General features: G+C 68.0%; 19 protein-coding genes and 1 pseudogene. 11 read left to right on the top strand and 9 right to left on the bottom strand.

What is annotated here, in order from left to right; translation table 11 throughout:
• Positions 1-141 precede the first annotated feature (141 nt).
• Genes AC3WLF_RS28980 through AC3WLF_RS28970 form a run of 3 tightly spaced genes read left to right on the top strand, consistent with a single transcriptional unit; the run spans position 142 to position 8,062 of the window.
• Entirely contained in the window at positions 142-3,264 is a 3,123-nt protein-coding gene (locus AC3WLF_RS28980; protein WP_492359159.1) for an MdtB/MuxB family multidrug efflux RND transporter permease subunit, read from the top strand.
• 2 nt (positions 3,265-3,266) lie between these two features.
• The gene (locus tag AC3WLF_RS28975) at positions 3,267-6,566 is read left to right on the top strand and encodes an efflux RND transporter permease subunit (RefSeq protein ID WP_492359158.1); all 3,300 of its coding nucleotides are present in this window, start codon (positions 3,267-3,269) and stop codon (positions 6,564-6,566) included.
• 17 nt (positions 6,567-6,583) lie between these two features.
• Positions 6,584-8,062 carry an efflux transporter outer membrane subunit gene (locus tag AC3WLF_RS28970; protein WP_492359157.1) on the top strand — a complete coding sequence of 493 codons (1,479 nt, stop codon included), beginning with the start codon at positions 6,584-6,586 and terminating at the stop codon, positions 8,060-8,062.
• On the opposite strand, the gene AC3WLF_RS28965 is transcribed toward AC3WLF_RS28970, so the two are convergent.
• Entirely contained in the window at positions 8,049-8,954 is a 906-nt protein-coding gene (locus AC3WLF_RS28965; RefSeq protein WP_492359156.1) for a LysR family transcriptional regulator, read from the bottom strand. The two genes, AC3WLF_RS28970 and AC3WLF_RS28965, sit on opposite strands and share 14 nt — an antisense overlap.
• A gap of 112 nt (positions 8,955-9,066) precedes the next feature.
• Here AC3WLF_RS28965 and AC3WLF_RS28960 point away from each other — a divergent pair, with 112 nt between their 5' ends.
• The 3 genes from AC3WLF_RS28960 to AC3WLF_RS28950 all read left to right on the top strand — a co-directional run bounded on the left by AC3WLF_RS28960 (position 9,067) and on the right by AC3WLF_RS28950 (position 12,131).
• Positions 9,067-9,519: a PACE efflux transporter gene (locus tag AC3WLF_RS28960; protein ID WP_492359155.1), complete on the top strand. Its 453-nt coding sequence runs from the start codon at positions 9,067-9,069 to the stop codon at positions 9,517-9,519.
• 155 nt (positions 9,520-9,674) lie between these two features.
• Positions 9,675-10,928 carry a flavin-dependent oxidoreductase gene (locus AC3WLF_RS28955; protein WP_492359154.1) on the top strand — a complete coding sequence of 418 codons (1,254 nt, stop codon included), beginning with the start codon at positions 9,675-9,677 and terminating at the stop codon, positions 10,926-10,928.
• A 51-nt stretch (positions 10,929-10,979) separates the two neighbouring features.
• Positions 10,980-12,131 carry an ABC transporter substrate-binding protein gene (locus tag AC3WLF_RS28950; RefSeq protein WP_492351618.1) on the top strand — a complete coding sequence of 384 codons (1,152 nt, stop codon included), beginning with the start codon at positions 10,980-10,982 and terminating at the stop codon, positions 12,129-12,131.
• A 75-nt stretch (positions 12,132-12,206) separates the two neighbouring features.
• Here AC3WLF_RS28950 and AC3WLF_RS28945 read toward each other — a convergent pair.
• Positions 12,207-12,401: pseudogene (locus AC3WLF_RS28945) on the bottom strand (zinc ribbon domain-containing protein); the annotation flags it as partial.
• A gap of 89 nt (positions 12,402-12,490) precedes the next feature.
• Between AC3WLF_RS28945 and AC3WLF_RS28940 the strand changes: the two are divergent.
• The 4 genes from AC3WLF_RS28940 (at position 12,491) to AC3WLF_RS28925 (ending at position 16,065) form a co-directional block, all read left to right on the top strand.
• Positions 12,491-13,078 (top strand): MarR family winged helix-turn-helix transcriptional regulator, encoded by a 588-nt coding sequence (locus AC3WLF_RS28940; protein ID WP_492351619.1) that lies wholly within the window; start codon positions 12,491-12,493, stop codon positions 13,076-13,078.
• Positions 13,079-13,126: 48 nt separating this feature from the next.
• Positions 13,127-14,728: a D-alanyl-D-alanine carboxypeptidase/D-alanyl-D-alanine endopeptidase gene (dacB, locus tag AC3WLF_RS28935; RefSeq protein WP_492351620.1), complete on the top strand. Its 1,602-nt coding sequence runs from the start codon at positions 13,127-13,129 to the stop codon at positions 14,726-14,728.
• A 189-nt stretch (positions 14,729-14,917) separates the two neighbouring features.
• Positions 14,918-15,745, top strand: a complete 828-nt coding sequence (locus AC3WLF_RS28930; RefSeq protein WP_041687155.1) for an AzlC family ABC transporter permease — start codon at positions 14,918-14,920, stop codon at positions 15,743-15,745.
• On the top strand, positions 15,742-16,065 hold the full coding sequence (locus AC3WLF_RS28925) for an AzlD domain-containing protein (RefSeq protein ID WP_492317628.1): 324 nt from the start codon (positions 15,742-15,744) through the stop codon (positions 16,063-16,065). The genes AC3WLF_RS28930 and AC3WLF_RS28925 overlap by 4 nt, the downstream gene beginning before the upstream one ends.
• Before the next feature lie 48 nt (positions 16,066-16,113).
• Here AC3WLF_RS28925 and AC3WLF_RS28920 read toward each other — a convergent pair whose 3' ends face one another.
• The 7 genes from AC3WLF_RS28920 to AC3WLF_RS28890 all read right to left on the bottom strand — a co-directional run bounded on the left by AC3WLF_RS28920 (position 16,114) and on the right by AC3WLF_RS28890 (position 23,973).
• Positions 16,114-17,103, bottom strand: coding sequence for an L-threonylcarbamoyladenylate synthase (locus AC3WLF_RS28920; RefSeq protein WP_010812193.1), 990 nt, complete (start codon positions 17,101-17,103; stop codon positions 16,114-16,116).
• Between the two features lie 22 nt (positions 17,104-17,125).
• Entirely contained in the window at positions 17,126-18,370 is a 1,245-nt protein-coding gene (locus AC3WLF_RS28915) for a 5-(carboxyamino)imidazole ribonucleotide synthase (protein WP_492317629.1), read from the bottom strand.
• Between the two features lie 28 nt (positions 18,371-18,398).
• A complete protein-coding gene (gene purE, locus AC3WLF_RS28910) occupies positions 18,399-18,896 on the bottom strand; it encodes a 5-(carboxyamino)imidazole ribonucleotide mutase (protein WP_010812195.1) in 498 nt (165 codons plus the stop codon).
• A 145-nt stretch (positions 18,897-19,041) separates the two neighbouring features.
• Positions 19,042-19,950, bottom strand: a complete 909-nt coding sequence (locus tag AC3WLF_RS28905) for a phosphoribosylaminoimidazolesuccinocarboxamide synthase (RefSeq protein WP_492317630.1) — start codon at positions 19,948-19,950, stop codon at positions 19,042-19,044.
• A gap of 104 nt (positions 19,951-20,054) precedes the next feature.
• The gene (fba, locus tag AC3WLF_RS28900) at positions 20,055-21,119 is read right to left on the bottom strand and encodes a class II fructose-bisphosphate aldolase (RefSeq protein WP_010812197.1); all 1,065 of its coding nucleotides are present in this window, start codon (positions 21,117-21,119) and stop codon (positions 20,055-20,057) included.
• A gap of 166 nt (positions 21,120-21,285) precedes the next feature.
• A complete protein-coding gene (gene pyk, locus AC3WLF_RS28895) occupies positions 21,286-22,722 on the bottom strand; it encodes a pyruvate kinase (protein WP_492317632.1) in 1,437 nt (478 codons plus the stop codon).
• 54 nt (positions 22,723-22,776) lie between these two features.
• Positions 22,777-23,973, bottom strand: coding sequence for a phosphoglycerate kinase (locus tag AC3WLF_RS28890; protein ID WP_492317633.1), 1,197 nt, complete (start codon positions 23,971-23,973; stop codon positions 22,777-22,779).
• 382 nt (positions 23,974-24,355) lie between these two features.
• Between AC3WLF_RS28890 and AC3WLF_RS28885 the strand changes: the two genes are divergently transcribed.
• Complete coding sequence (locus AC3WLF_RS28885) at positions 24,356-25,462, top strand: helix-turn-helix transcriptional regulator (RefSeq protein WP_492359153.1); 1,107 nt, start codon at positions 24,356-24,358, stop codon at positions 25,460-25,462.
• The last annotated feature ends 96 nt before the right edge of the window (positions 25,463-25,558 follow it).

Raw genomic sequence — 25,558 nt, 5'->3', positions numbered from 1 at the left:
CGGGACGGCGGCGGCGCCAGCGGCGCGCACGCCGACGCCAGCGGGGCCGCGGCCTCCGGCGTGGCCGGCGAACATCGCCGCCACCGCCAGGCCGGCGCCAGCGCCCCGCCCGCCAGTGGCACGCAGCAGTAAGGACAGCGCATGAACCCCTCACGCCTCTTCATCGAGCGCCCGGTCGCCACGGCGCTGCTGATGCTGGCCATCCTGCTGTCCGGGCTGGTGGCGTACCGGCTGCTGCCGCTGTCGGCGCTGCCCGAGGTCGATTACCCGACCATCCAGGTCACCACGCTGTACCCCGGCGCCAGCCCGGACGTGATGACCTCGTCGGTGACAGCGCCGCTGGAGCGCCAGTTCGGCCAGATGCCAGGCCTGAAGCAGATGTCGTCGTCCTCGTCGGGCGGCGCTTCGGTGATCACGCTGCAGTTCGAACTGACGCTGCCGCTGGACGTGGCCGAGCAGGAGGTGCAGGCCGCCATCAACGCCGGCAGCAACCTGCTGCCGTCAGACCTGCCGATGCCGCCGGTCTACAGCAAGGTCAACCCGGCCGACGCGCCGATCATGACCATCGCCATGACCTCGGACACCATGCCGCTGCCCAAGCTGCAGGACATGGTCGACACGCGCGTGGCGCAGAAGATCTCGCAGATCCAGGGCGTGGGCCTGGTCACCATCAGCGGCGGCCAGCGCCCCGCGGTGCGGATCCAGGCCAACCCGGCCGCGCTGGCTTCGCTGGGCATGTCGATCGACGACCTGCGCACCGCCATCGGCGCGTCCAATGTGAACGGCGCCAAGGGCAGCTTCGACGGCCCCGCGCGCGCCTCCACCATCGACGCCAACGACCAGCTGCGCTCGGCCGACGAATACCGCCAGATCATCCTGGGCTACAAGAACGGCGCGCCGATCCGCATCACCGACGTGGCCGAGATCGTCGACGGCCCCGAGAACAGCCGCCTGGCCGCCTGGGCCAACGACAAGCCCGCGATCGTGCTGAATATCCAGCGCCAGCCCGGTGCCAACGTGATCGAGGTGGTGGACCGCATCAAGGCGCTGCTGCCGCAGCTGCAGAATGCGCTGCCGGCATCGGTCCACGTGCAGCTGCTGACCGACCGCACCACCACCATCCGTGCCTCGGTCGAGGACGTGCAGTTCGAGCTGCTGCTGGCGATCGCGCTGGTGGTGCTGGTGATCTTCCTGTTCCTGCGCAATATACCGGCCACCATCATCCCGGGCGTGGCGGTGCCGCTGTCGCTGGTGGGCACCTTCGGCGTGATGTACCTGGCCGGCTTCTCGATCAACAACCTGACGCTGATGGCACTGACGATTGCCACCGGCTTCGTGGTCGACGATGCGATCGTGATGATCGAGAACATCATGCGCTACATCGAGAAGGGCGATTCGCCGATGGCGGCGGCGCTCAAGGGCTCGAAACAAATCGGCTTCACCATCATCTCGCTGACCTTCTCGCTGGTCGCGGTGCTGATCCCGCTGCTGTTCATGGGCGACGTGGTCGGGCGCCTGTTCCGGGAATTCGCGATCACGCTGGCGGTGTCGATCCTGATCTCGGCAGTGGTATCGCTGACGCTCACGCCGATGATGTGCGCGCGCCTGCTGCACCATGTGCCGGAAGAGAAGCTGTCGCGCTTTCACCGCGCCAGCGGCCGCTTCTTCGACTACGTGATCGAGCGCTACGGCCGTGCGCTGGAGTGGGTGCTCGATCGTCAGAAAGCGACGCTGGTCGTGGCCGTGGCCACGCTGGTGCTGACCGGGCTGCTGTACCTGCTGGTGCCAAAGGGCTTCTTCCCGGTGCAGGACACCGGCGTGATCCAGGGCATCACCGAGGCCGCCCAGACCACCTCGTTCGACGCCATGGCGCGCCGGCAGCAGGCCGTGGCCAAGGTGGTGATGCAGGACCCGGCAGTGGCAAGCCTGTCGTCGTTCATCGGCGTGGATGGCACCAACACCACGCTCAACGCCGGGCGCATGCTGATCAACCTCAAGCCCAAGGGCGAGCGCGACCCCATCGACGTGGTCACGCAGCGCCTGCAGCAGGCCGTGCACGAACTGGGCGGCGTGTCGCTGTACACACAGCCGGTGCAGGACCTGACCATCGAGGACAAGGTCTCGCGCACGCAGTACCAGTTCACCGTCGAGGACCCCGATCCCGCCACGCTGGCCGCGTGGGTGCCGAAGCTGGTGGAACGCCTGCGCCAGGAACCCGAGCTGCGCGACGTCACCAGCGACCAGCAGAACAACGGCCTGCGCGCCTATGTCGATATCGACCGTGACGCCGCGGCGCGCTTCGGCATCACCACCGCGGTGATCGACAGCGCGCTGTACAGCGCCTTCGGCCAGCGGCTGGTGTCGACCATCTTCACGCAGTCGAGCCAGTACCGCGTGGTGCTGGAGACCATGCCGGAATTCCGCAAGAACCCACAGTCGCTGGCCGACCTGCGCCTGCCCTCCTCTTCCGGCGGCCAGGTGCCGCTGGGCGCGTTCGCGCGCATCACCGAACGCACCGGCCCGCTGGTGATCAACCACCAGGGCCAGTTCCCGGCGGCGACGATCTCGTTCAACCTGGCGCCGGGCGAATCGCTGGGCGCCGCGGTCGACAAGATCACCAAGGTCGAGCAGGAGCTGGGCCTGCCGATCTCGATGCAGACCAGCTTCCAGGGCGCCGCGCTGGCCTTCCGCGCATCGCTGTCGAACACGCTGTGGCTGATCCTGGCCGCGGTGGTGACGATGTATATCGTGCTGGGCGTGCTGTATGAAAGCACCATCCACCCAGTCACCATCCTGTCGACGCTGCCGTCGGCCGGCGTCGGCGCGCTGCTGGCGCTGCTGTTGGCGGGGCAGGACCTGGGCATCATCGCGATCATCGGCATCATCCTGCTGATCGGTATCGTCAAGAAGAACGCGATCATGATGATCGACTTCGCGCTCGAGGCAGAGCGCGAGGGCGGCATGAAACCACGCGATGCGATCTTCCAGGCCTGCCTGCTGCGCTTCCGCCCAATCCTGATGACCACCATGGCGGCCCTGCTGGCGGCGCTGCCGCTGATGCTGGGTTCCGGCATCGGCAGCGAACTGCGCCGGCCGCTGGGCGTGACCATGGTGGGCGGCCTGCTGGTGAGCCAGGTGCTGACGCTGTTCACCACGCCGGTGATCTACCTGGCGTTCGACCGCGTGGCCACGCGCGTGAAGGGCTGGCGCAAGCGGCGCTTCGGTGATCCGGAGGAAGGCGGCACGGGCGAGGAGCCGGTGTAACGATGAATCTCTCGGCTGCCTTCATCCACCGCCCCGTCGCGACCGCGCTGCTGACGCTCGGCATCCTGCTGGCGGGGCTGGCCGCGCTGCGGCTGCTGCCGGTGTCGCCGCTGCCGCAGGTGGATTTCCCGACCATCTCGGTATCGGCGTCGCTGCCGGGTGCGAGTCCTGAAACGATGGCCGCCACCGTGGCGACGCCGCTCGAGCGTGCGCTCGGCACCATCGCCGGCGTGACCGAGATCACTTCGAGCAGTTCGCTCGGCTCCACCCGCGTGACGCTGCAGTTCGACCTGTCGCGCAATATCGACGGCGCCGCGCGCGACGTGCAGGCGGCCATCAATGCCTCGCGCGCGACACTGCCGACCAGCCTGCCCAACAACCCGACCTACCGCAAGGTCAACCCGGCCGATGCGCCGATCATGATCATCGCGCTGACCTCGCCGACCATGACGCGCGGGCAGCTGTATGACGCGGCCTCGACCATCCTGGCGCAGAAGCTGTCGCAGGTTGATGGCGTGGGCCAGGTCACCATCGGCGGGGCCTCGCTGCCGGCGGTGCGGGTCGAGCTGAACCCGACCGCGCTGAACAACTACGGCATCTCGCTGGAGGATGTGCGCAACACCATCAGCGCGACCAATGCCAACCGGCCGCTGGGGACGCTGGAGAACGCCGCCAGCAACTGGCAGGTCTACGCCAACGACCAGGCGATGAAGGCGGAAGACTACATGCCGCTGATCATCCGCTATGCCACGCCGGGAACCTTCTCGTCGACGTCGGCGGGCGCGCTGATTGCCAGCACCGCCAACGCCGCCGCCAGCGGCGGCGTCAGCACCAAGGTGGTCAACGGCGTGACCGTGACCACGCTGACCACCAGCAGCGGCACCACCACCATCACCAGCGGCGCCACCGGAGGCACCAGTGCCACCAGCGGGCCCAACTCGTTCGCGGTGCCGGTGCGGCTGCGCGACGTGGCCAATGTGGTCGACTCGGTGCAGGACATCCGCAACGCGGGCTCGGCCAACGGCAAGCCATCGGTGCTGCTGGTGCTGAACCGCTCGCCCGGCGCCAATATCATCGAGACCGTGGACCGCGTCAACGAGATGCTGCCGCAGTTGCAGAAGATGATCCCCGCGGCAATCTCGATGGACGTGATGATGGACCGCACGCCCACCATCCGCGCCTCGCTGCGCGAGGTAGAGAACACGCTGATGATCTCGGTGGCGCTGGTGATCATGGTGGTGTTCGTGTTCCTGCGCAATGTGCGCGCCACCTTGATCCCCAGCGTGGCGGTGCCGGTGTCGCTGATCGGCACGTTCTCGGTGATGTACCTGGCCGGGTTCTCGCTGAACAACCTGTCGCTGATGGCGCTGACCATCGCCACCGGCTTTGTGGTCGACGATGCCATCGTGGTGCTGGAGAACATCTCGCGCCATATCGAGGAAGGCATGAAGCCGCTTGCCGCGGCACTGCGCGGGGCGCGCGAAGTGGGCTTCACGGTGCTGTCGATGAGCCTGTCGCTGATCGCGGTATTCATCCCGCTGCTGATGATGGGCGGCATCGTCGGCCGGCTGTTCCAGGAATTCGCGATCACGCTGTCGGTGGCGATCCTGGTGTCGCTGGTGGTGTCGCTGACCACCACGCCGATGATGTGCGCACGGATGCTGCGCCCGCCCGAGCCGGAGCAGCAGGGCCGCTTCTTCCGTGCCACCGAGCGCATGTTCAAGTGGCTGCACGATGGCTATGCGCGCTCGCTGTCCACGGCGCTGCGCCTGAGTCCGCTGGTGTGGCTGGTGCTGATCGCCACCATCGCGCTGAACGTGTACCTGTACGTGATCGTTCCCAAGGGCTTCTTCCCGCAGCAGGACACGGGCCGGCTGATCGGCTTTATCCGCGCCGACCAGGCCACCTCGTTCCAGGCCATGCGCGGCAAGCTCGACAATTTCATCAAGATCGTCCAGTCCGACCCCGCCGTGGTCAACGTGACCGGCTTTACCGGCGGTTCCCAGCGCAATACCGGGCAGATGTTCGTCACGCTCAAGCCGCTGTCGGAGCGCAAGGAATCGGCCGACGCCATCATCGCGCGGCTGCGCGGCAAGCTGTCCAAGGAGCCCGGCGCGAGCCTGTTCCTGCAGTCGGTGCAGGATATCCGCATCGGCGGGCGGCAGAGCAGTTCGCAGTACCAGTTCACGCTGCAGTCAGACGACCTGGAAGTGCTGCGCGCGTGGGAGCCCAAGGTGCGCGCCGCGTTGTCAAACCTGAAGGGGCTGGAGGACATCGACACCGATACCAACGACAAGGGCCTGCAGACCTCGGTGATCATCGACCGCGATGCGGCCTCGCGCCTGGGCGTGACCGCGCAGCAGGTGGATGCGGTGCTCAACGATGCCTTCGGCCAGCGGCTGGTGTCCACCATCTACCATCCGCTGAACCAGTATCGCGTGGTGATGGAACTGAGCCAGGAATACCTGCAAGGGCCCGATGCGCTCAAGGACATCTACGTGGTCACCGGCAACGGCAACCGCGTGCCGCTGGCGGCGTTCGCGCGCGTGACCCCGTCCAGCACGCCGCTGGGCGTGAACCACCAGGGCCAGTTCGCGGCCTCGACGATCTCGTTCAACCTGGCCGAGGGCACTTCGCTGTCGCAGGCGACCGATGCGATCACGCGCGAGATGGCGCGCATCGGCGTGCCGGAGACGCTGCGCGCCAACTTCCAGGGCGGCGCCAAGGCGTTCCAGGATTCGCTCAAGAGCCAGCCGATCCTGATCCTGGCGGCGCTGATCACGATCTACATCGTGCTGGGCGTGCTGTATGAAAGCTATGTGCATCCGCTGACGATCCTGTCGACGCTGCCCTCCGCCGGCGTGGGCGCGCTGCTGGCGCTGCTGGCATCGAAGACCGACTTCAGCATCATCGCGCTGATCGGCGTGATCCTGCTGATCGGCATCGTGAAAAAGAACGCGATCATGATGATCGACTTCGCCATCGATGCCGAACGGCGCGAGGGGCTGTCGCCGCGCGACGCGATCTACCGCGCCTGCCTGCTGCGCTTCCGCCCGATCCTGATGACCACCATGGCCGCGCTGCTGGGCGCGGTGCCGCTGGCGATCGGCCGCGGCGACGGCGCCGAACTGCGCGCGCCGCTGGGCATCTCCATTGTCGGCGGGCTGGTGGTAAGCCAGTTGCTGACGCTGTACACCACGCCGGTGGTCTACCTGACGCTGGACCGCTGGCGCCTGAAGGTCAAGGCCTGGCGCCAGCGCCGCCGTGGTGCCGGCACGCCGGACCAGCCGGCCGCCGTCTAGATTTGCGAAGACTCGACATGACAGTTCTTTCCCGCTTCCTGACCCATGCCCTGCCGGTGCCGCTTGCCTGTGCGCTGCTGCTGGCCGGCTGCGCCGTCGGCCCCGACTACCAGCGCCCCGACGCGCCGGTCTCCGCATCCTTCAAGGAGGCCGATGCCGCCACCCCCGACTGGACCGGCGACTGGAAGCCCGCCGAGCCGCAGGATGCGCTGGCGCGCGCCGACTGGTGGACCGTGTTCGGCGATGCGCAGCTCGACGCGCTGATGTCCGAGGTGCAGATCTCGAACCAGAACATCAAGGCCGCCGAGGCGCAGTACCGCCAGGCAGTGGCGTCGCTGCAGGCCGCACGCGCCGGCTTCTTCCCGACCGTTGACGCACAGGCCGGCGCCTCGCGCGCGCGCGGCGCCAGCGGCAGCACGCTCAACGGGCAGAGCGCGACCCTGGGCGCAACCTGGGAAATCGACGTCTGGGGCCGCGTGCGGCGCCAGGTGGAAAGCAGCGAGGCCAGCGCGCAGGCCAGCCAGGCCGACCTGGCCTCGATGCTGCTGTCGACGCAGGCAACGCTGGCGCAGAGCTACTTCCTGCTGCGCGTGGCCGATGCGCAGAAGGCCCTGCTGGACCGCACCGTAGCCGATTACCAGAAGTCGCTGCAGCTGGTGCAGAACCAGTATGCGGCGGGCACCGCGCAGCGCTCGGACGTGCTGCAGTCCGAGACCCAGCTCAAGAGCGCGCAGGCGCAGCAGATCGACATCCAGATCACGCGCGCACAGCTGGAGCACGCCATCGCGGTGCTGGTGGGCAAGCCGCCCGCGGCGCTGACGCTGGCCGCCGACGACTTCCGCACCGCGCCGCCGCGCGTGCCGGCCGCGGTGCCGTCGCAACTGCTGGAACGCCGCCCCGACATCGGCGCGGCCGAGCGCCGCATGGCCTCGGCCAATGCGCAGATCGGCGTGGCGCAGGCGGCCTACTACCCGACCCTGTCGCTGTCGGCCAGCGGCGGCCTGACCGCCAGCACGCTGGCGCGTTGGATGTCGCTGCCGGACCGGATCTGGTCGATCGGCGGCGGCCTGGCCGGCACGCTGTTCGACGGCGGCCTGCGCAGCGCGGCCAAGGCGCAGGCGGTGGCCGCCTACGACCAGACCGTGGCCAACTACCGCCAGACCGTGCTGGGCGCGTTCCAGGAAGTCGAGGACAACCTCGCCGCGCAGCGGCTGCTGGAACAGGAAGCGGTGGTGCAGAACGACGCACTGCGCTCGGCGCGCGAGGCGCTGGCGCTGGTGAACAACCGCTACCGCGCCGGCACCGCTGGCCTGCTCGACGTGCTGACGGCGCAGACCAGCGCCTACACCGCCGAGCGCACCGCGCTGTCGATCGCCGGCCGTCAGTACACGGCGGCGGTGGTGCTGATCAAGGCGCTGGGCGGCGGCTGGCATGCGCCCGGTGCGGAGGCTGCGCCGGCACAGGCCGGTACGAACCAGGCCGTCAGCCAGCGCTAGCCGCAGGCGCGCGCGGCAGCGGCTGTTGGCAGATGCGCTCGCGCAGCCAGGTGGCGGCCTTGCCCAGCGGCCGCTGCTTGTGCCAGACCAGTTCCATCGCCACCGGCCAGTCCTGCTGCTGGAATGCCAGCGGCGGCGTCACCAGCCGCGCCGCCGCCGGCGAATTGGCCACCACGTGCCACGGCACGAAGGCCCAGCCCAGCCCGCGCTTGACCAGTTCCACGATCACCCACTGGCTTTCCACCCACCACACGTCGGCGGCCACGCGCAGGCGCATCTTCTCTTCGCTGTCTGAGCGGGTGGCGACCATCAGCTGGCGATAGCGCTTCAGTTCCTCCCAGTCCACGCGCTGGCCGGCCAGCGGATGCTCGGGCGCGCACAGGATCTGCATCGGCACCCAGCCCAGCGCATGGAAGCCCAGCGCCGGCGGCAGCACCTCCTGCCGCCACATGATGCCGAGGTCGGCGCCGCCCTCCAGGACCAGCCGGCTGACGTCCTCCATCAGCGGAAACAGCAGCTCAAGCTCCACCGCCGGGAAGCGGCTGGAGAACTCTTCCAGCAGCATGCCCAGCGTCTCTTCCGGATAGAGCTCATCCACCGCCAGCACCAGCCGCGTCTCCACGCCCTCGCCCAGGCTCTTGGCCACGCCGCGGAAGTGCTCGCAGCGCTCCAGGATCACACGCGCCTCGGCCAGGAGCCGCTCGCCCGCGGGGGTCAGCACCGGGTAACGGGCGGAGCGGTCGAACAGCGCGTTGCCGGCGTCGATTTCCAAGTTGGACACCGCCGCGCTGACCACCGACTGCGCCTTGCCCAGCCGGCGCGCGGCGGCCGAGAACGAGCCGGTCTCAGCTGCGGCGACGAATGCCTGCAATTGCTCGATGGAGAGGCTCATAAAGTACTTTCCATGTTCATCTATCTGTTTTGCAGATAGTATCCAACTTGGCAATCCCTACCCAACAGATAGACTAGCTCCCATCGCGTTTGACACGCAAGGAGGAACAACGATGCGCAAGACCTGGGACCGAATTCGCCACGCCATCGGCTTCGAGGTGGTCGGCCTGCTGATTTTCGCGCCGCTGGCCAGCTGGGCCTTCGGCTATGAACTGCACGAGATGGGCCTAATCGGCATCGTCGCCTCGCTGATCGCCACCGGCTGGAACTACCTGTACAACGTGCTGTTCGACAAGGGCATGCTGCGTTTCACCGGCCAGCTGCGCAAGTCGGTGCCGGTGCGCGTGCTGCACGCCGTGCTCTTCGAACTGGGCCTGCTGGTGGTGTTTCTGCCGTTGGTGGCCTGGTACCTGGACATCAGCCTGGTCGACGCGCTCATCATGGACATCGCCGTGGCCGTCTTTTACATGGTCTACGCGCTGGTGTACAACTGGCTCTACGACACTGTCTTCCCGGTGCCGTCGCTGAAAGCACAGCCCAAGCCGGAAGGCGCCGCACTTGGCTAAGCGCGGTTTTTCCTGACCCCGGAGGCGTCACTCCGGGGTCTTCCCCGTCTTGCCGCATCCGGTCGAATTGTTATACTCCATAACAAATCCAATTCGACCGGAGGCAGCGCGCCCGCGCTTGCGTACCGGCGCATCCTGCACGCGGGGGAGACACCATGAAGATCGCAATCGCCGGTGGCGGCATCGGCGGACTGACGCTGGCGCTGCTATGCCACCGCCACGGCCTCGAGGCCGAGGTCTGGGAGGCCAGCGAAACGCTGCGCCCGCTGGGCGTGGGCATCAACCTGCTGCCGCACGCCGTGCGCATCCTGTCAGAGCTGGGACTGCGCGACGCGCTCGCGGATGTCGCCATCGAGACCTCGTCGCTGTCCTACTACAACAAGCGCGGCCAGCGCATCTGGCATGAGCCGCGCGGGCTGGCGGCCGGTTATGACTGGCCGCAGTTCTCGATCCATCGCGGCGAATTCCAGATGCTGCTGCACCGTACCGTGGTGGAGCGCCTCGGCGCCGGCGCCGTGCATACCGGCCATAGCTTCGAGACCGTGCTGGACACCGGCGCGGGCGGACAGGCGCGCTTTGGCCTGCGCCGCCGCAGCGACAATGCCGAGGTCGAGGCCAGCGCCGATGTGCTGGTCGGCGCCGACGGCATCCACTCGGCGGTGCGCCGCCATTTCTACCCCACCGGCGACCTGCCGCGTTTTTCGCGCCGCCTGCTGTGGCGCGCGGTCACCGAGGCGCCGCCCTACCTGGACGGCCGCTCGATGTTCATGGCCGGGCACCAGGACCAGAAGTTCGTGGCCTATCCGATCTCGGAACCGCTGCGCCGCCAGGGCCGCTCGCTGGTCAACTGGATCGCCGAGCTGCGCGTGCCCGACAGCGTGCCCGACACCCCGCCGCGCAGCGACTGGAACAAGCAGGTCGACAAATCCGTGTTCTGCGCCGCGTTTGCCGACTGGCGGTGGGACTGGATCGACATCCCCGCGCTGATCGACGGTGCCGAGGCGATCTACGAATTCCCGATGGTCGACAAGGACCCGCTGCCGCGCTGGACCTTCGACCGCGTCACGCTGCTGGGCGACGCCGCGCACCCGATGTACCCGATCGGCTCGAACGGCAGCGCCCAGGCCATCCTGGACGCGCGCTACCTGCTCGACAGCCTGCTCGGCACGCCCGACACCGGCTACGCGCTGCGCGAATACGAGGCCGAGCGCCTGCCGCGCACCGCCGGCATCGTGCTGCGCAACCGCATGAACGGGCCCGAGCAGGTGATGCAGCTGGCCGAGGAACGCGCGCCGCAGGGCTTTGCCGACATCGACCAGGTGATCCCGCGCGCGGAACTGGAGGCGATCTCGCTGCGGTACAAGCAACTGGCGGGATTCGACCGGCAGTCGATGCAGGGCACGCGGTAGGATCCGGCAGGTTTGACAATGCAGAACAAGACCATCGAGAGAGGAGACACCATGGCGCCCCTGACCACCACCAAGCTGGCCCGCCTCGCACTGGCCGCGGCCCTCGCCTTCAGCGCCGGCAGTGCGCTGGCCGACATCACCGTCGGCGTCAGCCTGTCCACCACCGGCCCGTCGGCGTCGCTGGGCATCCCGCAGAAGAACTCGCTGGCCTACCTGCCGCAGAAGATCGGCGGCGAGGCGGTACGCTACATCGTGCTGGACGATGCCTCGGACCCCACCCAGGGCGCCAAGGTGGCGCGCCGCTTTGTCTCCGAGGACAAGGTCGACATCATCCTGGGCTCGTCCGCGGTGGCGCCGTCAATCGCCATTGCCGAGGTGGCCGATGAGGCCCAGACCGTGCAGCTGGCGTTCTCGCCGATCGAACTCAAGCCCGGGCGCGGTGCCTGGACCTTCCGGCTGGCGCAGCCGGTGCGGCTGATGGCCAATGCCGTGGCCGCCACCGCCAAGACCAACGGCGTCAAGACCATCGGCTTTATCGGCTTTGCCGATGCCTACGGCGAGACCTGGCTGAAGGACTTCACCGCCGCCGCCAGCGCCAACGGCATCCGCCTGATCGCCACCGAGCGCTACGGCCGCGCCGATACCAGCGTGACCGCGCAGGCCATCAAGCTGATCGCCGCCAAACCCGATGCCATCCTGATCGCCGGCGCCGGCACCGGCGCCGCGCTGCCGCACACCACGCTGCGCGAGCGCGGCTACGGCGGCACCATCTACCACACCCATGGCGCGGCCACCAAGGACCTGATCCGCATCGGCGGGCGCATGGTCAATGGCGCGATCCTGCCGGCCGGGCCGGTGATCGTGCCGGAGCAGTTGCCCGCGGGCGACCCGGTGCGCAAGCCGGGGCTGGACTACGTCACCCGCTATGAGAAGCAATACGGGGCCGACAGCCGCACGCAGTTCGGCGCCCATGCCTACGACGCCGGGCTGGTGCTTGAGCGCATCGTGCCGGTGGCGCTCAGGCACGCCAAGCCGGGGACGCCGGCATTCCGCCAGGCGCTGCGGCAGGCACTGGAGACCGAGCGCGACATCGTGGTCTCGCACGGCGTGCTGAATTACAGTGGGCAAGACCACTATGGCTTCGACCAGCGCGGGCGGGTTATGCTGACCATCGACAACGGCAACTGGAAACTGCTGCATTGACATCCCCCCTCTCGAAAGAGAGGGGATTCCCTCTGCAGGCGATCGATGTCCCGATCGGGCAAGGATATTTAGCGCAGCGTTCACATCGCGATCATGTACAGCACCGCATTCACTGCATACCCATTGCCTTATTCCAAGGTCTGCGATACCTTTCGGCCTCTCCGGCGACATCGCGTCGCAAGAAGAGCAGACCTGGGTGGTGAAACGTCCGTCGACTTCCTCGTACCACGCGCCATGCGCAATCACCTTGTACGCGTAGACGAGAAGCATGCCGGTCATTCTAAATTGGGATTGCTTGCTGCCGGCAGCACTCCTTTCACTCCCCGCACTGAAAGCCGGGGTTTCTCGGAGCAAGTCTGATGAATCCCGAAGCATCCGGCACACCGCCCGCCGCACCCCCGCGCCCGCGCAGCACCACCGCCACGTCCGCGCGGCGCAAGGCGCGCGACCCGCTCGCGCCGGATCCGGCCGCAAGCGCCGGTGCCGATGCCGGTTTCGACCCGCATGTGCCGAATATCGACTATGGCGTGCTCGACAACCTGATCGGCTACGCCATCCGCCGCGCGCAGATCCGCATCTATGAAGACTTTGTGCTGTCGCTGGCGCAATGGCAGATCACGCCGCCGCGCTTTTCGGCGCTGATCATCATCTCGCGCAACCCGCACCTGAAGCTGACCGAGCTGGCGCAGATCCTCGGCATCGCGCGCTCGGGGGCGGTGCTGCTGGTCGACGCGCTGGAAGAGATGAACCTGGTGGCGCGCCGCCCGGCAGCCGGCGATCGCCGCGCCTACAGCCTGGTGCTGACGGCAGCCGGCCGCCGCACGCTGGAAGCCGCCACGCAGGCGGTGGTGGCGCACGACGCGCACGTCGGCTCGGCGCTGAGCGAGGCCGAGCAGGCCACGCTGAAGTCGCTGCTGGCACGGCTGGCGCCGCCGCGCGCCGGCTGAGGGCAGCCGGCAAGACTGTCACCCGCCTGCCAGTGGCCATGCGTTAACATGGCCGCCATGCCAAGAACAATCGCCGCGCCTACTGCATCGCGACCCGGCGCCCTGCTGCGCCGCCTGTCGCCACTGCTCTCGCCCATCCTTGCCGCCGTGCTGCTGGCCGGCGGTCCCGCGCTCACCCCGGCGCAAGCCAAAGCGCCCGCCAAGACGGTCAAGGCGGCCAAAGCGGCCAAGGCCGCCACCGCCGCAAAAGCCGCTGCCGATCCCGCACTGGTGAGTGCCGGCGTGCCGGCCCCGGTGGCCGCGGCGCTGCGCCGAGCCGGCGTACCGGCGTCCGCCGCCAGCTTCTACGTGGTCAGGCTGGGCGCCGGCACCGCCCGCGCCAGCTGGAATGCGCAGCAGCCGATGAACCCGGCCTCGACCATGAAGCTGGTCACCACCTTTGCCGGGCTGCAGCTGCTGGGGCCCGACTACCGCTGGCAGACCTCGCTCTACGCCGACGCCCAGCCCGGCTTCGACGGCACCGTCAACGGCAACGTCTACCTGCGCGGCCACGGCGATCCCAAGCTGGTGCCCGAGGAAATGGCCAAGCTGGTGGCGAAGGCGCGCGCCGGGGGCGCCACCGGCATCAACGGCGACCTGGTGCTGGACCGCAGCTACTTTGCCGATGGCCTGGACGGCAACGGCACCATCGACGGCGAGGTGCAGCGCGCCTACAACGTCGGCCCGGATGCGCTGCTCTATGCGTTCAAGACACTGTCGTTCACGCTGACGCCGGACCCGGCCAGCCAGACCGTGGCAGTCAGCGTCACGCCCGAGCTGGCGCAGCTCAAGCTGGACAACCGGCTCACGCTGACCAACGGCCGCTGCGGCGACTGGCAGTCGAGCGCCAGCCCGAGCGTGCTGCCGCAGGCGGACGGCACCGTGCTGGCGTCGTTCTCGGGCGACTATGCCAGCGACTGCGGCGAGCACGTGCTCAATATCGCCACGCTGTCGCATGCGGAGTTCACCTGGGGCGGCTTCGTCGCCGAATGGCAGCGCGCCGGCGGACGCTTTGCCCACATGCCCGGGCTGCGCAGCGGCAAGGTGCCGCGCGGCGCGGTGCTGCTGGCGCGCCACTACGGCCTGCCGCTCGCGGATATCGTGCGCGACATCAACAAGTTCTCGAACAACGTGATGGCGCGGCAGCTGTTCCTGACCATCGGCGCCGAAATGGACCGCGGCGGCCCGGCCAGCACCGGGCGCTCGATCCGCGTGGTGCAGCGCTGGCTGGCACGCCAGGGGCTGGACATGCCCGGCCTGGTGCTGGACAACGGCTCGGGGCTGTCGCGCGAGGAACGCATCAGCGCCTATGACATGGCGCGCCTGCTGCAGCAGGCCGCGGCCAGCAGCGTGGGGCCGGTGCTGATCGATTCACTGCCGGTGCTGGGCGTCGACGGCACGCTGCGCAACCGCCTGACGCGCGCCAACGCGGCCGGCAACGGCTACCTGAAGACCGGCACGCTGGCCGACGTGCGCGCGCTGGCCGGCTTTGTGGATGCTGCCGAGGGTGGCCGCTACGTGGTGGTCAGCATGATCAACCACCCCAACGCCGCGCAGGCGCAGGAAGCGCACGACGCCCTGCTGCAATGGGTGTACCGCGGCGCACCCTGAGTCCGCGCCGGGCAGGCTGCGGCGCGGCGCCGTGGCCTGGCGCCAACGCCGCGGCCGCATTTTGTTAAGCGGACACTTACCAGCGTCCGATCCGCCCCTATAATGCCAGGGTGCCGGCCGCGTCCTGCGGCGGCAGCCTTCCGGGCCGGCCCTCGGCCCCGGGCCTGCATTGCCCCCTCGCCCTCTGACATGACTTCCCGACAACCCCCGGTGTGGTTGCGCCTCTGGCATCGCTTCGCACCGGCCGAACGCGCCGGCTTTATCGACGGCGCGCGCTACTTTGCCCCGTCCCTGCCCGCGGTCTTCTCCTGGGGCCTGGTGACCGGCGTGGCGATGAGCAAATCCGTAATGACCGTGCCCGAAGCCATCGGCATGTCGCTGCTGGTCTATGCCGGCTCGGCGCAGCTGGCGGTGCTGCCGCTGTTCGCCGCGGGCCTGCCGCTGTGGACCATCTGGCTGACCGCGGCCGTGGTCAACCTGCGCTTCGTGATCTTCAGCGCCGGCATGCAGCCGCACTTCAGCTACATGCCGCTATGGCGGCGCACCATCCTGGGCTCGTTCAACGGCGACCTGCACTTCGTCTACTTCCTGCAGAAGTACAGCACGCCCGGCTACGAGCCTGGCAAGGAAGGCTACTTCTGGGGCATGGCGCTGACCAACTTCTGCATGTGGCAGCTGTCGTCGATCATCGGCATCGTGCTGGCCAGCCTGTTCCCCGACAGCTGGGGCCTGGGGCTGGCGGGCACCATGGCGCTGATCCCGGTGATGATCGCCACCATCAACTCGCGCTCCACGTTGCTGGCCGTGGTGGTGTCGGCGGTGCTGGCGCTGCTTTGCTTCGACTTGCCGTACCGCCTCAGCCTGGTGGTGGCAGTGGTGGGCGCGATTGCCGCCGGCATGGCCAGCGACGACCTGGCCGCGCGCGCGGCGCTGCGCGGCATCCGCCGGCGCAAGCCCAAGGCCCCCGAGGTCACCAACGCCGCCGCGCCGGAAACGCCGCCGGGAGACCGCGCATGAGCCATCTTGAAATCTGGATTGCCATCCTTGGCATGGCGGTCGTCACCATCGTCACGCGCGCGCTGTTCCTGATGGCCGGCGAGCATGTCACCGTGCCCGACCGCATCGCGCGGGCGCTGCGCTATGCGCCGGCCGCGGCACTGGCGGCGATCATCCTGCCGGACCTGATGACCTGGCAGGGGCATTTCACGGTGGCGTTCTCCAACGACAAGCTGATGGCCGGGATTGCGGCCACGTTGTTCTACCTGCTGACGCGGAAGATGGTGGGGATGATCATGGTGGGGATGGCGGTGTATACGGCGTTGAGGTTGCTGGGGTGAGGGCCGGCGCGTCGACGAAGTAAGGCCAGCGGCGAGCCACCGCCCGCCTCATCCTCCAAACGCCGCCGCCGCCCTCTCCAGCCGATCCCGCACCCCGGCCCAATCCTGCCCTTCAGGCAACACCTCGAACATCAGCTGCGTATAGCCCTGCTTGTCGAGCTTGCGCAGCAAGCGGTAAAGCTCGCGCGCATAGGCCGCCGCGTCCGCAGGCGCCTGCACCCAGGTACAACGCTGGTCCACCAGCGGCGCCCGGCCGACCCACGCCACGCGGGCATCGTCCGGCAGCGAGGCTAGCTGCGCCGATGCTGCTTGCGCATCGGCCAGCAGCAGCGGTGTGTGCGGCGCGTAGTGGGCCTTGAGCGTGCCTGAAGCCCGCGGCGCGGCCGCATCGGGCGGCAGCGGGGCCGCGCCCAATACCTGCGCCATCATCGCCGCGGTGATCGCCCCCGGCCGCAGCAGCACCGGGCCGATGCCCTGGTCCAGCCGCGACAGGTCGACGATGGTCGATTCGATACCGACCTCCACGCCATCGCCTTCCAGCACATAGACCGCATCGCCGAACTCGTCGCGCACATGCTGCGCGGTGGTCGGGCTGACCTGGCCGAACTTGTTGGCCGACGGCGCGGCAATGCCGCCGCGGCCGCGCTTGAAGCGGGCCAGCAGCGCCTGCGCCACGGGGTGCGAGGGGCAACGCACGCCAATGCTGTCCTGGCCGCCGGCGACGGCCGGATGGATATGCGCGGCGCGCTTCAGGATCAGCGTCAGCGGGCCGGGCCAGAAGGCGTCGATCAGCTGCTGCGCGGCCTCGGGGACCTCGTCGGTCCAGTAGCCGATATCGGCGCCGTCCACCACGTGGACGATCACCGGATGGTTCGACGGCCGGCCCTTGAGCGCGAAGATGCGGGCGACCGCCTCGGGATTCTCGGCGTCCGCACCGAGCCCGTAGACGGTTTCGGTGGGAAAGGCGACCAGTTGCCCGGCCTCGAGCAGGCGGACGGCTTCGTCCAGTTCAGCGGCCGTGGGCATGCGCGGCGACATCGTGTTCCTTGGAGCTATGGCTTCAGAGCGGGATATGCAGCGCCTGCGCGGCGGCGGCAAAGGCGGCGTCGGCCGCTTCGGCATGCTCGCCCACGCAGTTGACGTGGCCCATCTTGCGCGACGGGCGCGCATCGCCCTTGCCGTACAGGTGCAGCTTGGCGCCGGGTTGCGCCACCACCTCGTCCCAGGACGGCGTGCGCTCCAGGCCGAACTCGAACCACACGTCGCCCAGCAGGTTCAGCATCTTGCCAGCCGAGTGCTGGCGCGTGCTGCCCAGCGGCAGCCGCGCCATGGCGCGCACCTGCTGTTCGAACTGGCTGGTCTCGCACGCATCCATGGTGATATGGCCGGAGTTGTGCGGGCGCGGCGCCATCTCGTTGGCGACCAGCGAGCCGTCGGTCAGCACGAAGAACTCGATGCACAGCACGCCGACGTAGCCCATCTCCGTAGCGATGGCAGCCGCTGCAGCACGCGCGCGGTCGGCAATGTCAGGCGACACGCTGGTCGACGGCATCACCGTCGAGAACAGGATGCCGTCGCGGTGCACGTTCTCGGCCAGCGGCCAGGTGGCGGTGGAGCCGTCCGCGGCACGCGCGGCCAGCACCGAGACCTCATAGGCCAGCGGCAGCATCTGCTCCAGCACGCACGGCACGTGCTGCATGGCATTCCAGGCGGCGCGCACGTCGTCGCGCGTCTTCACGCGCGCCTGGCCCTTGCCGTCGTAGCCCATGCGCGCGGTCTTGAGGATGCCGGGCAGCACGTGGTCGGGCAACTGGTCGACATCGGCATCGTGCTGGATCACCCAGTGCGGGGCCGGCGACACGCCGGTGCGCTCGGCGCACGCGGCAAAGAACTTCTTCTCGCCGATGCGGTTCTGCGCGATCGACACGCAGTAGCCGCGCGGCGCGACAAAGGCGCCCAGCTGCTCGAGCCGGTCCAGCGACAGCGACGGCACGTTCTCGAACTCGGTGCTTACCGCCTGGCACAGCTTGCCCATTTCGGCCAGCGCGGCCTCGTCGGTGTATTGCGCACAGATATGCTTGTCCGCCACCGAGCCGGCCGGGCTGTCCTGGTCCGGATCGAGCACGCATACGCGATAGCCCATCGCCTGCGCCGCATGCGTGAACATGCGGCCGAGCTGGCCGCCACCCAGCATGCCGAGCCACGCACCGGGCAGGATGGGCGCGTCGGGACGGTCGACGCCGAACTCGGCGCGCGATTCCGGCGTGTGGGCTTCGGAGAGGTAGGGATGGATATCGGTAGGCATTGCTAGGTTCCGTGGGATGTCCGGATGATTACAGCGGCAGCGTCATCGCGCGCGCGGCTTCGGTCTGCTTCGCGCGGAACGCTTCCAGCGCGCCGGCCAGCGCCTCGTCGGTGGTGGCCAGCGTGGCGATCGCGTGCAGCGCGGCATTGGCGGCACCGGCCTCGCCGATGGCAAAGGTGGCCACCGGCACGCCCTTGGGCATCTGCACGATCGACAGCAGCGAATCCTCGCCACGCAGGTACTTGGACGGCACCGGCACGCCGAACACCGGCACGATGGTCTTGGCGGCGATCATGCCGGGCAGGTGCGCGGCCCCGCCGGCCCCGGCGATGATGGCGCGGATGCCGCGGCTGCGCGCGCTCTCGGCATAGCGGAACATGTCGTCCGCCATGCGGTGCGCCGACACCACCTGGGCTTCGAACGGCACGCCGAAATCCTTCAGCATGGCCACTGCGTGCTGCATCACGTCCCAGTCGGAACTGCTGCCCATCACCACGCCGACCAGCGGCTTGTCTTGCTTGCTCACGTTTGATCCTTCCTTGTTTGCGCCCCTCTCCCGCTTGCGGGAGAGGGGCGGGGGTGAGGGCCGGCGCCTCTTGACGCGTGGCGCCTTGCTGAACCACCCCTCACCCTGCCCTCTCCCCATGAGGGGAGAGGGGAACACATTTTGGTTACTGCAGTTCTTCGCCCGTCAGGCGCGTCAGCGCTTCACGGTACTTGGCGGCGGTCTTTTCGATCACCTCGTCCGGCAGTTGCGGCGCCGGCGCGGTCTTGGGCCAGGGCTTGCCGTCGATGCGCACGGCTTCCAGCCAGTCGCGCACGAACTGCTTGTCGAACGACGGCGGGTTGGTGCCCACCTGGTAGGAATCGGCCGGCCAGAAGCGCGACGAATCGGCGGTCAGGACCTCGTCCATCAGCGTCAGCACGCCATTGTCGTCCAGGCCGAACTCGAACTTGGTATCGGCGATGATGATGCCGCGCGTGGCCGCAAACTCGGCCGCTTCCTTGTACAGGCGGATCGAGATCTCGCGCATCTGGCGCGCCAGCGCGATGCCGATGCGGGCCTCGACTTCGGCGAACGAGATGTTCTCGTCGTGCTCGCCCATCTCGGCCTTGGCGGCCGGGGTGAAGATCGGCTCGGGCAGCTTCTGCGCGTTCTGCAGGCCGGCGGGCAGCTCGATCCCGCACACCTTGCCGGTGGCCTGGTAGTCCTTCCAGCCGCTGCCGGCGAGATAGCCGCGCACCACGGCTTCGACCAGGATCGGCCGCAGGCGCTTGACCACCACGGCGCGGCCCTTGACCTGCTCCACTTCCTCCGGCGCGACCACGGTCTCGGGCGCGATGCCAGTCTCGTGGTTCGGCACGATGTGCGCGAGCTTGCGGAACCAGAAGTTCGCCATCTGGTTCAGCACGCGGCCCTTGTCGGGAATCGGCTCGCCCATGATGACGTCGAACGCCGACAGGCGGTCGGTGGTGACGATCAGCAGCTTGTCATTGCCGACGGCATAGTTGTCGCGCACTTTGCCGTGGCCCAGCAGCGGCAGCGAGTTGATGGAGGACTGGTAGAGAGCGTTGGACATGATGGTTCCGATAAAACGGCGAAGCCGCCGGGCGCTGGATGCGTGCCGCGGCGGCCGGAACTGCAATCCGCCTTCCCCTTGCGCGGAAGGCGGACTAGGGACATTTACTGCACGACCTGCGACAGCTTGCCCGCCTTGTACTGCTGCGCGATGTCGGTCAGGCCGATCGGCTTGATCTTGCCGGCCTGGCCTTCGCAGCCGAAGGCGATGTAGCGCGCCTTGCACACCTGCTTGGCGGCTTCGCGAGCCGGCTTCAGGTATTCGCGCGGGTCGAACTTGCTCGGGTTCTCGGCGAAGAAGCGGCGGATCGCGCCGGTCATGGCCAGGCGGATGTCGGTGTCGATGTTGATCTTGCGCACGCCGTACTTGATCGCTTCCTGGATTTCCTCGACCGGCACGCCGTAGGTTTCCTTCATGTCGCCGCCGAACTTGCGGATCTCTTCCAGCAGCTCTTGCGGAACCGACGACGAGCCGTGCATCACCAGGTGGGTGTTGGGGATGCGGGCGTGGATTTCCTTGATGCGGCTGATCGCCAGGATATCGCCGGTGGGCTTGCGCGTGAACTTGTAAGCGCCGTGCGAGGTGCCGATGGCGATGGCCAGGGCATCCAGCTGGGTGGCCTTGACGAAGTCGGCGGCCTGCTCCGGATCGGTCAGCAGCATGGAGTGGTCCAGCACGCCGACGGCGCCGATGCCGTCTTCTTCGCCGGCTTCACCGGTTTCCAGCGAGCCCAGGCAGCCCAGTTCGCCTTCCACGGTCACGCCGACGGCGTGGGCCAGCTGCACCACCTTGCGGGTGACGTCGATGTTGTACTCATACTCGGCCGGGGTCTTGCCGTCTTCGCGCAGCGAGCCGTCCATCATCACCGACGAGAAGCCCAGGTCGATCGCGCCCTGGCAGATCGCCGGCGACTGGCCGTGGTCCTGGTGCATCACCACCGGAATATGGGGATAAGCCTCTACCGCGGCTTCGATCAGGTGGCGCAGGAAATGCTCACCGGCGTATTTGCGCGCGCCGGCCGAGGCTTGCATGATCACCGGGGCGTTGACCTCGTCGGCAGCCTGCATGATGGCCTGCACTTGCTCGAGGTTGTTGACGTTGAAGGCCGGCAGGCCGTAGCTGTTCTCGGCCGCGTGGTCCAGCAGCTGGCGCATCGATACGAGTGGCATGTCTAACTCCTAATAAAAAATGGGGTGTCTTCCGCGTATTCTTCTAATCGGCGCTTACGCAGTGCATCGACTTACGTGGCGCTGCCCGTGCCTGCCGGCTCCGTCAGCCTTGCGCATTCCGCGCTGGCGCTCCGTCCGGCATGGCACGCATTGCTTCATCTCACTTTCAGCTGCCCACCCTGACGATCTTCAGGGTGTTGGTGCCGCCCGGCTGGCCCATCGGCTCGCCGATGGTCAGCACGATGAAATCGCCGCGCTGCACCACGCCCTGCGCCAGCAGCAGTTCTTCTGCCTGCTCCAGCGCGGTGTCGCGGTCGGCGCTGGACTGCAGCGGCAGCGGCACCACGTTGCGGTACAGCTGCATCTTGCGCTGCGAGGCCAGGTTGGGCGTCATCGCATAGATCGGCACATGGATGCGGTGACGGCTCATCCACAATGCGGTGGCGCCGGAATCGGTCAGCGCGGCAATCGCCTTCACCTGCAAATGATAGGCCGTGAACAGCGCACCCATCGCCACCGACTGGTCGATGCGCGAAAAGGTCTGGTTCAGGAAATCGGTGTCGAGCTGCACCACCTCGGACTTCTCGGCTTCGATGCAGACCGCGGCCATGGCCTCGACCGTCTCCACGGGGTAGCGGCCGGCGGCGGTTTCGGCCGACAGCATCACCGCGTCGGTGCCGTCCAGCACGGCGTTGGCCACGTCCGAGACCTCGGCGCGCGTGGGCACCGGGTTGACGATCATGCTCTCCATCATCTGGGTGGCGGTGATGGTCAGCTTGTTGGCCTCGCGCGCCAGCTTGATCATGCGCTTCTGCAGCGCCGGCACGGCGGCATTGCCGACTTCCACGGCCAGGTCGCCGCGCGCCACCATGATGCCGTCGGACGCCTGCAGGATCTCTTCCAGCACGCCCGGGCGGATCGCCTCGGCGCGCTCGATCTTGGCGATCATGCGGGCCTTGTGGCCGTGCGGCTGGCCGGCCACCGCGGTCAGCTGGCGCGCCATTTCCATGTCGGTGGCGTTCTTGGGGAAGCTGACCGCGACGTAGTCGGCGCCCAGGGCCATGGCGGTCTTGATGTCGTCCATGTCCTTGGCGGTCAGCGCCGGCGCCGACAGCCCGCCGCCCTGGCGGTTGATGCCCTTGTTGTTGGACAGCTCGCCGCCCACGCGCACGGTGGTGAAGATCTCGCTGCCGAACACACGGTCCACCACCAGCACGATCAGGCCGTCGTTGAGCAGCAGCAGGTCGCCCGGGCCGACGTCGCGCGGCAGGTCCTGGTAGTCCAGGCCGGCGCGCTGCTCGTTGCCTAGCTGGCAGCTCGAATCCAGGATGAACGGGTCGCCCGCCTTGAGCGTGATCTTGCCATGCTCGAACTTGCCGACGCGGATCTTGGGGCCCTGCAGGTCGGCCATGATGGCGACCTCGCGCCCGCATGCCTGCGCGGCTTCGCGCACCAGGCGGGCGCGGTCGAGATGGTCCTGGGCGGTGCCGTGCGAAAAATTCAGCCGCACCACGTCGACCCCCGCCGCGATCATGCGGGTCAGGATTTCCAGCGAGCTGGAGGCGGGGCCGATGGTGGCGACGATCTTGGTGGAACGAGTCATGCGCGGAATTCCTGGTTCAGGGCCCCGGCAACACCGCCGGGCCCGGCGGATGCGTCAGCCTGCGGCGCGCTGCTCCAGCACTTCGAATGCGGGCAGCTTCTTGCCTTCCAGGAATTCCAGGAACGCGCCGCCGCCGGTGGAGATATAGCCCACGCGGTCGGCGATGCCGTACTTGGCAATGGCCGCCAGCGTGTCGCCGCCGCCGGCGATCGAGAACGCCTTCGATTCGGCGATGGCCTGGGCCAGCACCTTGGTGCCGTTGCCGAACTGATCGAACTCGAACACGCCTACCGGGCCGTTCCAGACGATGGTGCCGGCGGCCTTGAGCTGCTCGGCCAGCATCGCGGCGGTCTTGGGGCCGATGTCCAGGATCATGTCGTCGTCGGCCACGTCCTTGACGTCCTTGACGGTGGCCGCGGCGGTAGCGCTGAATTCCTTGGCGCACACCACGTCGACCGGGATCGGCACCGAGGCGCCACGCTTGGCCATGATGTCGATGATGGTTTTGGCGTCGCCGACCAGGTCGGCTTCGGCCAGCGACTTGCCGATCTTCAGGCCGGCGGCCAGCATGAAGGTATTGGCAATGCCGCCGCCGACGATCAGGTTGTCGACCTTGTCGGCCAGCGACTTCAGGATGGTCAGCTTGGTCGAGACCTTGGAGCCGGCCACGATCGCCACCAGCGGGCGCGCCGGCTGGCCCAGCGCCTTGCCCAGCGCGTCGATCTCTGCGGCCAGCAGCGGGCCGGCGCAGGCGATCGGCGCGTACTTGGCGATGCCATGCGTGGTGGCTTCGGCACGGTGGGCGGTGCCGAAGGCATCGTTCACGTAGACGTCACACAGCTTGGCCATCTTCTGGGCCAGTTCGTCGCTGTTCTTCTTTTCGCCCTTGTTCACGCGGCAGTTTTCCAGCAGCACCACCTGGCCCGGCGCCACCTCGACGCCGTCGACCCAGTTCTGCACCAGCTTGACCGGCTTGCCCAGCAACTCGGACAGGCGCGTGGCGATCGGCGCCAGCGAGTCCTCGGGCTTGAACTCGCCCTCGGTCGGGCGGCCCAGGTGGGAGGTGACCATCACCGCAGCGCCGCCAGCCAGGCAGGCCTCGATCGCCGGCACCGAGGCGCGGATGCGGGTGTCCTCGGTGATGTTGCCGGCGTCATCCTGCGGCACGTTCAGGTCGGCGCGGATAAACACCCGCTTGCCGGAGATTTTGCCTTGGGAAATCAGGTCGGAAAGACGCAGGACAGAGGTCATGGCGATGGATGGCGCGAGATTTCGCTGGAATTCGGGGAAACGGGCATTTTACCTGATCGTGGTCAACGCTTTGCCGATTCCGGACCGTTACGCACATGTGATATGCCTCTTGCAGCACATTATGCGCAATCCCGCACAAGCCAGGTGGCGCCCCTCCCCACGAAAGAAGGGTCAGCTCCATGCCCCTCTTGACCCCCGAGTGCGGTAATGTATGCAACGTCTGCTACAACAGACACGCAAAAAGCGCCAGAGCCGGTCTTGAAACGGCCATGACAACAGGCGGCCAAAATAACAAGCAGCCAAAAAGAAAGCAGCCGGTGTGCGATCAGACGCACCGCCGGCGCCGCGCATTTCCTTGTCGCGAATGCAGGGGGTGAGTCAGATGAAAGAAGCCGACATGCACGGAGCAATCCGTGGCTTGTACGAGGGCATTCTCGATCCCGGTGCCTGGCAGCAGAGCCTGCGCACCCTGACGGATCTGGCGGGCACGGCACACGCCTCGATGATGGTCTGGGACACTGTCCGCGACCAGGTCACCGTCAATGAGATCGTCAATCCGGTGGTGGAACTGTTTACCGAGTACGAATCGGACTACCAGGCCATCGATCCGGCCAAGCAGTTCGCGCCGCGCCTGCGGCCGGGCGACTGGTATATCGACGCGCGCGAACTGGGCGAAGGCACCATGGCCCGCCATCCGTTCTACCGTGACTTCTTCCACCGCTACGACCTGCGCTCCTACGTGGCCTGCCTGGTCGAGCGCCAGCCCCACTACGAAGTCTATTTCTCGATGCAGCGCGCGCGCACGCAGCCGCTGTTCTCGCCCGACGACACCCGCGGCATGGACTGGATCATCCCGCATATGCGCAGCGCCATGGCCATGCGCGACCGCACGCTGGGGCTGACGGTGCTGGCGCGGCTGTCGACGCAGCTGGTGGAGCGGCTCAATTTTGCCCTGCTGGTGTTCTCGCCGCAGCGCCAGGTGCTGCTGAGCAACCGCGCCGGCGAGCGCTGGGCGCGGCGCCTGGACCCGGCCGGCAAGGTGTCGGACTGGACCCTGTCGCGCCCGTTCGCCGACATGGTCCAGGCCGCCTGCGACCCGCAGCGCGCGGTCGCCGCGCAGGCCGCCCGCGCCACCGACGGCAACGGCGCCTGCGCGCAGGTGATCGTGCTGCCGCTGCCGCCCTCGCACGCGTTTGCCGCGCAATGGCAGGAACCGGCGGCGCTGGTGATCGTGCATGAGCAGGACAGCGCGCCGCTGTTGCTGGCGCCGGTGCTGCGCGACCTGTACGGACTGACCCCGGCGGAGACCCGGCTGACCACCCAGCTGGCCACCGGACAGGGCCTGCCCGAAGCCAGCCAGCAGCTGAACATCCGCCACGAAACCGCGCGCACCCAGCTCAAGGCCATATTCCACAAGACCGGCTGCAACAGCCAGGCCCAGCTGACGCATCTGCTCTCGCGCCTGGGCGCGGCGCTGGACGAGGCCTGAACACCACGCGCCCGGCAGCGGGCCGGCGCCGCGCCCGCGGCCCGCCCGTTGCCCCGCGAAGAAAGTGCTAAAAATAAAAGAAGTAAAAAGAAGGGA

It is taken from the genome of Cupriavidus sp. FW306-01-F10A, from assembly GCF_058782785.1.
Note: the sequence above shows the minus strand (reverse complement) of the source record. Positions and strands in the feature narration are given on the sequence as shown.

Excerpts from the sequence above, each read along its gene's own strand:
- AC3WLF_RS28980 (WP_492359159.1), top strand. The coding sequence starts at position 142 with ATGAACCCCTCACGCCTCTTCATCGAGCGCCCGGTCGCCACGGCGCTG.
- AC3WLF_RS28975 (WP_492359158.1), top strand. The coding sequence starts at position 3,267 with ATGAATCTCTCGGCTGCCTTCATCCACCGCCCCGTCGCGACCGCGCTG.
- AC3WLF_RS28970 (WP_492359157.1), top strand. The coding sequence starts at position 6,584 with ATGACAGTTCTTTCCCGCTTCCTGACCCATGCCCTGCCGGTGCCGCTT.
- AC3WLF_RS28965 (WP_492359156.1), bottom strand. The coding sequence starts at position 8,954 with ATGAGCCTCTCCATCGAGCAATTGCAGGCATTCGTCGCCGCAGCTGAG.
- AC3WLF_RS28960 (WP_492359155.1), top strand. The coding sequence starts at position 9,067 with ATGCGCAAGACCTGGGACCGAATTCGCCACGCCATCGGCTTCGAGGTG.
- AC3WLF_RS28955 (WP_492359154.1), top strand. The coding sequence starts at position 9,675 with ATGAAGATCGCAATCGCCGGTGGCGGCATCGGCGGACTGACGCTGGCG.
- AC3WLF_RS28950 (WP_492351618.1), top strand. The coding sequence starts at position 10,980 with ATGGCGCCCCTGACCACCACCAAGCTGGCCCGCCTCGCACTGGCCGCG.
- AC3WLF_RS28940 (WP_492351619.1), top strand. The coding sequence starts at position 12,491 with ATGAATCCCGAAGCATCCGGCACACCGCCCGCCGCACCCCCGCGCCCG.
- dacB (WP_492351620.1), top strand. The coding sequence starts at position 13,127 with ATGGCCGCCATGCCAAGAACAATCGCCGCGCCTACTGCATCGCGACCC.
- AC3WLF_RS28930 (WP_041687155.1), top strand. The coding sequence starts at position 14,918 with ATGACTTCCCGACAACCCCCGGTGTGGTTGCGCCTCTGGCATCGCTTC.
- AC3WLF_RS28925 (WP_492317628.1), top strand. The coding sequence starts at position 15,742 with ATGAGCCATCTTGAAATCTGGATTGCCATCCTTGGCATGGCGGTCGTC.
- AC3WLF_RS28920 (WP_010812193.1), bottom strand. The coding sequence starts at position 17,103 with ATGTCGCCGCGCATGCCCACGGCCGCTGAACTGGACGAAGCCGTCCGC.
- AC3WLF_RS28915 (WP_492317629.1), bottom strand. The coding sequence starts at position 18,370 with ATGCCTACCGATATCCATCCCTACCTCTCCGAAGCCCACACGCCGGAA.
- AC3WLF_RS28905 (WP_492317630.1), bottom strand. The coding sequence starts at position 19,950 with ATGTCCAACGCTCTCTACCAGTCCTCCATCAACTCGCTGCCGCTGCTG.
- fba (WP_010812197.1), bottom strand. The coding sequence starts at position 21,119 with ATGCCACTCGTATCGATGCGCCAGCTGCTGGACCACGCGGCCGAGAAC.
- pyk (WP_492317632.1), bottom strand. The coding sequence starts at position 22,722 with ATGACTCGTTCCACCAAGATCGTCGCCACCATCGGCCCCGCCTCCAGC.
- AC3WLF_RS28890 (WP_492317633.1), bottom strand. The coding sequence starts at position 23,973 with ATGACCTCTGTCCTGCGTCTTTCCGACCTGATTTCCCAAGGCAAAATC.
- AC3WLF_RS28885 (WP_492359153.1), top strand. The coding sequence starts at position 24,356 with ATGAAAGAAGCCGACATGCACGGAGCAATCCGTGGCTTGTACGAGGGC.